At 62.8% G+C, this 7,364-nt stretch carries 6 protein-coding genes; 2 read left to right on the top strand and 4 right to left on the bottom strand.

The annotated features are described in order from the left end of the window. Positions 1-244: 244 nt before the first annotated feature. The 3 genes from M3461_21975 to M3461_21965 all read right to left on the bottom strand — a co-directional run bounded on the left by M3461_21975 (position 245) and on the right by M3461_21965 (position 2,071). Positions 245-418: a hypothetical protein gene (locus M3461_21975; GenBank protein MDQ3776823.1), complete on the bottom strand. Its 174-nt coding sequence runs from the start codon at positions 416-418 to the stop codon at positions 245-247. 489 nt (positions 419-907) lie between these two features. Next, positions 908-1,258, bottom strand: coding sequence for a hypothetical protein (locus M3461_21970; GenBank protein ID MDQ3776822.1), 351 nt, complete (start codon positions 1,256-1,258; stop codon positions 908-910). Positions 1,259-1,333: 75 nt separating this feature from the next. Further along, complete coding sequence (locus tag M3461_21965) at positions 1,334-2,071, bottom strand: hypothetical protein (GenBank protein MDQ3776821.1); 738 nt, start codon at positions 2,069-2,071, stop codon at positions 1,334-1,336. Between the two features lie 168 nt (positions 2,072-2,239). Here M3461_21965 and M3461_21960 point away from each other — a divergent pair, with 168 nt between their 5' ends. Next, positions 2,240-3,499 carry an MFS transporter gene (locus tag M3461_21960; GenBank protein MDQ3776820.1) on the top strand — a complete coding sequence of 420 codons (1,260 nt, stop codon included), beginning with the start codon at positions 2,240-2,242 and terminating at the stop codon, positions 3,497-3,499. After that, complete coding sequence (gene polX, locus M3461_21955) at positions 3,486-5,210, top strand: DNA polymerase/3'-5' exonuclease PolX (GenBank protein MDQ3776819.1); 1,725 nt, start codon at positions 3,486-3,488, stop codon at positions 5,208-5,210. Before M3461_21960 ends, polX begins: the two co-directional genes overlap by 14 nt. Here the strand turns inward: polX and M3461_21950 are convergent. Then, a partial coding sequence (locus M3461_21950) for an ATP-dependent RecD-like DNA helicase (GenBank protein MDQ3776818.1) occupies positions 5,194-7,364 on the bottom strand: 2,171 nt, incomplete at its 5' end. The two genes, polX and M3461_21950, sit on opposite strands and share 17 nt — an antisense overlap.

The following is a 7,364-nucleotide window of genomic DNA, read 5'->3' as shown; positions in this document are numbered from 1 at the left end:
CGCCCACAAGCTCCACAGGCTCACCAACAAAATTACAGAAAGAATGATGCACTAACCCAATCCACACTCCGAGTGTTCAACTAACGCTGGAACTTGGGTGTTCAATTAACGCTGGTACTTCACCAATAAAGCGTAATTGTGGCATATCCTTACCCTTATTCCAAAGCACGACGAGCCTGGCCACGCCCAGGGGCGGGGCGTCCGCTGTACCGGGCCTGTCGGGCACCCGGGACAGCAGCTCGGGCTAGCCCGCAAGCGCCTGCGCAGGGACGCCCAAGTAGCCCCGGTTCCGGGCGTAGGTCGCCGTGATCCGCGCGGCTTCCAGCTCGGCATCGGGGCTCGGTAGGCCGGCGTCGTATTGCAAGATGCCGGCGCGCTCTTCGAAAGCTTCGCGGAGGTCGGCGGTCTCCTTGGGCACGGCGAGCACCTTCTGACGGCGGGCCTCGGCCGCGGGGGCGAGGGGACAAGGGCCTCGGGGAGAGTGCAGGCTTCCTTGTCGTAGCAAACCGGGCTTCGGGCGCCCCGGCAGCGCCGAAACTGGAATTTGACCTACCCTCTACGTTTTCTGATGTAACAGGTGTAACAGTCTAACATGCTTGTTTTGTAAGGCCTTTCTGTGTTACACCACCCGTGTGGCCAGGTGTAACAGGTGTAACAGCCCGGCCTTCCAGTCGTGCCAGCAGCCCCTCAAGCCCCATGATCGACCTCCAGCTTGTCGGCGCGGATTGTGTAGAGGCGGACCCAGCCGCCCGCCGATGCGTGCGGGGTTGACCGCTTGCCGCCGGCGTCCCCGGGTTGCCACCTCCCCGGCCAGCGCCAGCAGGGCAAAGCGCGCGGCGGCTCGCTTGTCCTGCCCCTCGCCAGCCTTAGCACAGTCTTGGGCGCTACGGACATGAAAAACCCGCAACTACGCGGGCTTGTGGACTTGCGGTCTCCTTGAGCTTGGCCAGCTTGCCCTCGCCCCAGCCGCGAGTGCGGTCTCGCCCATGTCCATCCCGGGCAGCGCCGTCTGGTCCCGGCGGAAGTCCAGGGCGAGTTCGAAGCCGCCTGGCTCGATGGCCACGACCTCCAGTGCAAAGGCTGATCGGAGGTGCTCGGGCCTGCGACCGGGCCGCGCGCTCACCGCCTCGCCGCTCAGCACGCGAGCGACGCGGTCGACGGCGGTCTGGAGCTGGCGGCCGAACTTCACCAGGTCGGAGAGGAGAATGCGTCCCGCTGGCACACCCGGCCCTCTCAGGCGCACGCGCAGGGGGAACACCTCTGACCGTCGATTCAGTCATCGGGTCATGACCTTCCTTCCCGGCGGTCCTCATTAATCAGACCGTCCACGCCCTCATTTCCACGCCCTCATCCTTTGCTTCTGCGTCACGTGAGCGGCCTCCTCCCGAGATCCCCCGTAACCCATTGCGACCAATACGTCCACGACGACTTGCTCAAATCGATACGGATCCATTTTCCGAATCACGTCGAGTACCTCTGAACGAAGCGCCGCCCGGAGACTCTTGTGTGCCGCCTCGATTATTTCATTGGGCGTCTGTGTCACTGCAATCGATTGTTCGGCCTGTGTCTTCGGTTTCGCACGAATTGGGCCTGCTACGACCCGTATCTCGCTGGACTGCTCGACCGGCCAAAAAGAGGACTTTACGTCATTACAGAGCTTGGAAAGAAAGTTGCCGAACAAAGGCCCGGGAAAATTGACCGCAATTACCTCATGCAGTTTCCTCAGTTCGCCGAATGGATCGCCGAGAAGGAGAGCACTGCCGTTTCGCTTGAATATCCGGATCGCCTCGACGCCGGCACTATTAAGAGCGGGGCGCATCGCTTCAGGCTCCCGAGGCTGACGCTGATGTTGGGCATCATCCAGCGCCAGAGCACGGTCCCGAGGCTGCGCAGCGTCGGACTGCTGGCGCAAGCCGCGCCTGAGTACCAGAACCTCACTGGGGCAACCCCTGAGGAGTATTTTCCGCCCGTAGGCAGGCTTCCCGTCGGAGTCCATCATTGCGCGGCAGGTGTTGACACAGCCCTTTACCGACATCACTCCCTTCGACGCCCGGGGGGCCTTCAGCTTCATCGGAATTACCGCGCAGCGAGACGAATTGTGCTATCATCCGCGACTACGCACATAAACTCGTTCGCGCCAATATTCCGCATGCCAGCAATACGAGAAGAGAACACTGAGCCTCGTGGCCCGCGGGCGGACGCGCCTGCCGCATCCCGGCGTGAGATCGTCGCTTGGGCGATGTACGACTTCGCGAACTCCGGTTATACGACGGTCGTGCTGACCGCGATCTTCAATGCCTATTTCGTGGGAACAGTGGCCGGCAGGGAAATGGGCTACGCGCCGGGAACCGGCACGCTCCTCTGGACCATCGCCATGGGTGTTTCCAACCTCCTGGTGCTCTTGAGCGCCCCGGTGCTCGGGGCAGTAGCGGATTTCAAAGCGTGTAAGAAACGCTTCCTGGCCTGGAGTACGGTTGGCTGCGTGCTGTTCACGGCGATGCTCGGACTCGTCGGCAAGGGGGAGGTGGGGCTTGGCATGTCTCTCGTGATCCTTTCAAGCTTCATGTTTGCTACGGGGGAGAACCTGATCGCGTCGTTTCTACCTGAGGTCGCGCGGCCCGAGGAGATGGGCAAGATTTCAAGTTACGGCTGGGCGCTCGGGTACCTCGGCGGACTCTTGGTGCTCGGGCTTTGCCTCGCCTATATTTCATGGGCCGAGGCGCAGCATCACACGATCACGCAGTATGTCCCGGTGACGCTGTGGATCACCACCGTGGCGTTCGCCGCCGCCGCGATCCCGACATTTCTCTGGTTACGCGAGCGCGCGCGGCCTCGGATGGTCCCTTCCGGTGAAAGCTATGCTCGCATCGGCTTCGAGCGCGTCCGGCAGACGCTCAGGCAAGCCCGCCACTTCCGGGATCTTTTTCGCTTTCTTGTGACGCTCGCCGTGTACTATTGCGGCGTCAATACCGTGGTGGTACTGGCCGCGATCTACGCGCAAGAAGTCATGGGGTTTGGCATGCAAGAGACCCTCTGGATGGTCCTCGTCGTCAACTTCACGGCGGCGGCGGGCGCGCTCGGCTTCGGGTTCCTCCAGGATCGGTTCGGCTCGGTGCCTACCCTGGCCGCCACGTTATTGGTATGGATCGCCGCCCTCGTGCTCGCTTATACGATTGAGGACCGCATGGGGTTCTGGGTCGTGGCCAATCTCATCGGCATCGCGCTGGGATCGAGTCAGTCGGCCGGGCGGGCGCTCATCGGGCAGTTCTCCCCTCCCGAACGGTCTGCCGAGTTTTTTGGTTTGTGGGGGCTTGCCGGCAAGCTCGCCGCCGTCATCGGCCCCATGAGCTATGGCGTGATCACGCAGGCGTCTCGCGGGGATCACCGGCTTGCGCTGCTCGCAACGGCGGGTTTTTTTATCGCTGGCCTGGCCCTCCTCGCCACCGTCGACGAGCGCCGCGGGCGAGAGGCTGCGCGCGTTCCACATGCCGGTCCATAACGCAGATCTCGCCGCGCTCTTCGAGGAGATCGCCGATCGGCTGGAGATCGAAGGCGCAAACCCGTTTCGCATTCGCGCCTACGGCAATGCCGCGCGCCAGCTCCAGGCCATGGGCGTGCCGGTGGCAGACATGGTTGCGAAAGGCGAAAACCTGAGCGAGCTGCCGAGCATTGGCGAGGATCTCGCTGCCAAGATCAGGGAGATAGTCGAGACCGGTAGGTGCCAGGCGCTCGAGAAGCTACGGAAGAAAATGCCGCCCACCGTCACACAACTCCTTCAGATCCCGGGTCTCGGCCCGAAACGCGTTCGTACCCTTTATCACGAGCTCGACGTGCAAACCTTGGAGCAACTCGGACGCGCCGCGCTCGATCACCGTATACGGGAGCTGCCAGGCTTTGGCGTGAAGACCGAAGCCGCGATCCTGCAGGCGACCGGGAAACACCTCGATACGCCGGCCCGCTTCAAGCTCGCCATCGCGGCTCAGTATGCCGAACCGCTCAAGGAATACCTCGAGAAGGGCCCGGGAGCGGTAGAGGTCATCGTCGCAGGCAGCTACCGGCGCTGCCGTGAAACGGTGGGGGATATCGATATCTTGGCGAACGCCAGCGATGCGCAGCGCATGATGGATCATTTCGTGGCTTACGATGAAGTCCGGGAGATCGTTGCCAAGGGCGGCACGCGTTCGACCGTCATCCTAAAGTGCGCTTTGCAGGTGGACCTGCGGGTGGTAGGCGTGGAGTCCTTCGGCGCCGCCCTTCAGTACTTTACCGGGTCGAAGGCACACAATATCGAGATCCGCCGCCGTGCCCAGGAGCGGAAGCTCAAAATCAGCGAGTATGGCGTGTTCGCGGGCCGGCGCCGGATATCCAGCGACACCGAGGAGTCGGTATATCGGGCGGTCGGCCTCCCCTGGATCCCAGCGGAGCTGCGAGAGAACCGCGGCGAAATCGAGGCGGCGCAAGCCGGAAAATTGCCCGTGCTCGTGGAGCTGCGGGATCTCAAGGGTGATCTGCACGCCCATACCAAGGCGACCGATGGCCACCACAGCCTCAAGGAGATGGCGCAAGCGGCGACATCCCGGGGCCTCGAGTATCTCGCCATCACCGAGCATTCACGCCGGCTCACGGTTGCGCACGGGCTCGACCCGCAGCGGCTGCGCAGGCAGATCGCCGAGATCGACCGGCTCAACGCCGAGCTCGGGGGCGTCACGGTCTTAAAGGGCGTCGAGGTCGATATTCTAGAGGCAGGGCGTCTGGACTTGCCGGACGAGGTACTGGGCGAGCTCGACCTCGTGGTCGGCGCGGTGCATTCCCAGTTCACTCTTTCGCGGACCAAACAGACGGAGCGGATCCTCCGCGCCATGGATCATCCGCACTTCACCATCCTCGCGCACCCGACGGGCCGTCTGCTCGATGGGCGCGAGCCCTATGACGTAGATATGCTGAGAATCATCCGTCATGCGCGGGAGCGGGGCTGCTTTTTGGAGCTCAATGCGCACCCCAATCGCCTCGATTTGCTCGACATCCATTGTCAGCTCGCCAGGGACGAGGGCGTGCTGGTCGCGATCAGCAGCGACGCCCATTGCGTGCAGGACTTCGACAACTTGCTGTACGGTGTGGGTCAGGCGCGGCGCGGCTGGCTCTCCAAGGACGACGTGCTCAATACCCGCTCGCTCACGGATCTCGGGCCGCTGCTCAAGCGCACCACATGAGGCGGGGGAGAGTCGACAACCGTCCGGCAAGATGAGTCAGTCGTCGTACCGAGCGTACCGTACGCACCGCGATGGCGAGGGCCTTGGGCTGTCCCACGATGACCACGAGCTTGCGCCCGCGTGTCACCCCCGTATAGAGGAGGCTTCGCTCGAGCAGCATGTAATGCTGGGTCGCGAGTGGGATCACGACCGCCGGGTACTCCGAGCCCTGGCTCTTGTGAATGGAGACCGCGTAAGCGAGCGATACCTCGTCGAGCTCCCCAAACTCATAGGCGACTTCCCGACCCTCGTAGTTGACGAACAGTGTCCCTTCCTCCAGGTCCACGCGTGCTACCGTACCGATGTCACCGTTGAATACTTCCTTATCGTAGTTGTTCACGGTCTGAATGACCTTGTCGCCCGGTGCAAAGCTCCCCCCGAAACGCTCGACCTTGGGTTCGGCGTAGGCGTTGAGCCGTTTCTGCAACTCGATGTTCAGCGATCGGGCACCCAAGCCCCCGCGATTCATCGGGGCTAGCACTTGGATGTCCCGCAGGGGATCGAAACCGAAGCGTTTAGGGATCCGTTCGGTGACAACATGAAACAGTTTCTCACCAATCTCTTCGGGGGTTTCGGCGGAAATGAAATAGAAATCGCAGGACGTGTCGCCCTCCTCACTCCGTAAGGGCATCTGTCCTTGGTTGATGCGGTGGGCATTTAGGACGATCTTGGATGCCGCCGCTTGACGGAATATTTCGGTGAGCCGCACGGTGGGGATGTGCCCGGAGGCAATTATATCGGCGAGCACCGCGCCGGGCCCGACCGAGGGGAGCTGATCGACGTCCCCGACGAGGAGCACCGCGACGGTCGTCGGCATGGCCCGCAGGAGCTGGTTCATGAGCACGACGTCGACCATGGAGGACTCATCGAGGACGATCAGATCCGCTTCGAGGGGATGCTCCAGTCCCCGCTTGAACCTGTGGGCCTTGGGATCGAACTCCAGGACGCGATGAATGGTGCGAGCCTCGAGCCCCGTGCATTCGGAGAGCCGCTTGGCGGCTCGTCCGGTCGGGGCACACAGCAGCACCTCTACGCCCTTGGCGCGCAGGATGCGCAGGAGGCTATTGACCACCGTGGTCTTCCCAACACCGGGCCCGCCGGTGATCACGGTGACCTTGCCATTCACCGCCTCGGCGACGGCGGTCCGTTGCGATGGCGACAGCACGAGTCCCGTCTTCTCCTCCACCCAGGGGATGGCCTTATCGGGATCGATCCGGTCCCAAGGTGGGGCGCAGCCGAGCAGTGCCTGCAGGCGCTGCGCGACTCCGATCTCGGCACGGTGGAGCGGTGTGAGAAAGAGGCAGGGCTGCCCTTCGATCGCCTCCTCGACAAGGTTCTCCTCCACAAGCTCCGCCGCGATGGCCTCCTCGATGGTCGCTGCAGGGATTTCGAGCAGCTTCTCCGACATCTCGACGAGACTGGTATGCACCGCCGCACAGTGCCCATCACCCGAGAGCTCCTGCAGAACGTGCCGGACACCAGCCTCCGCACGCATGAGCGAGTCCTTCGGGATCCCAAGGCGCTGGGCGATCCTATCCGCCGTCTTGAAGCCGATGCCGTGGATGTCTAGTGCCAGTCGGTAGGGGTTCTCCCGGACCCGCGCGACCGCCACATCGCCATACGTCTTGTAGATACGTACGGCACGCGCCGTCCCAACCCCATGCGATTGCAGGAAGACCATGATCTCCCGGATGACCTTCTGCTCGGTCCAGGCCCCGGTAATCCGGTCCTTGCGCTTCGGACCGATGCCCTCAAGCCCTGTCAGCCGCTCAGGCTCGTGCTCGATGACGTCGAAGACCGCTGCTCCGAAGGCCTGCACCAGTTTTTTGGCAAAGTGAGGGCCGATACCCTTGACCATCCCCGATCCGAGGTACTTCTCAATGCCCTCGACGGTACTCGGCGGGACCACCCGCAGCTCATGTGCCTTGAATTGCAAGCCGTGGTTTCGGTCGTTCGTCCACTCTCCCTGGCACTCGACAAACTCCCCAGGACTTACCGCCGCCGCGGTACCGACGACTGCCACCAACTCCCGATGCCCTCGTGCCTTGACCCGTAAGACACAGAAGCCCGTCTCCTCGCTGTGAAACGTGACCCGCTCCACCGATCCCGAGAGCC

It is taken from the genome of Pseudomonadota bacterium, from assembly GCA_030860485.1.
Lineage (GTDB): Bacteria > Pseudomonadota > Gammaproteobacteria > JACCXJ01 > JACCXJ01 > JACCXJ01.
Note: the sequence above shows the minus strand (reverse complement) of the source record. Positions and strands in the feature narration are given on the sequence as shown.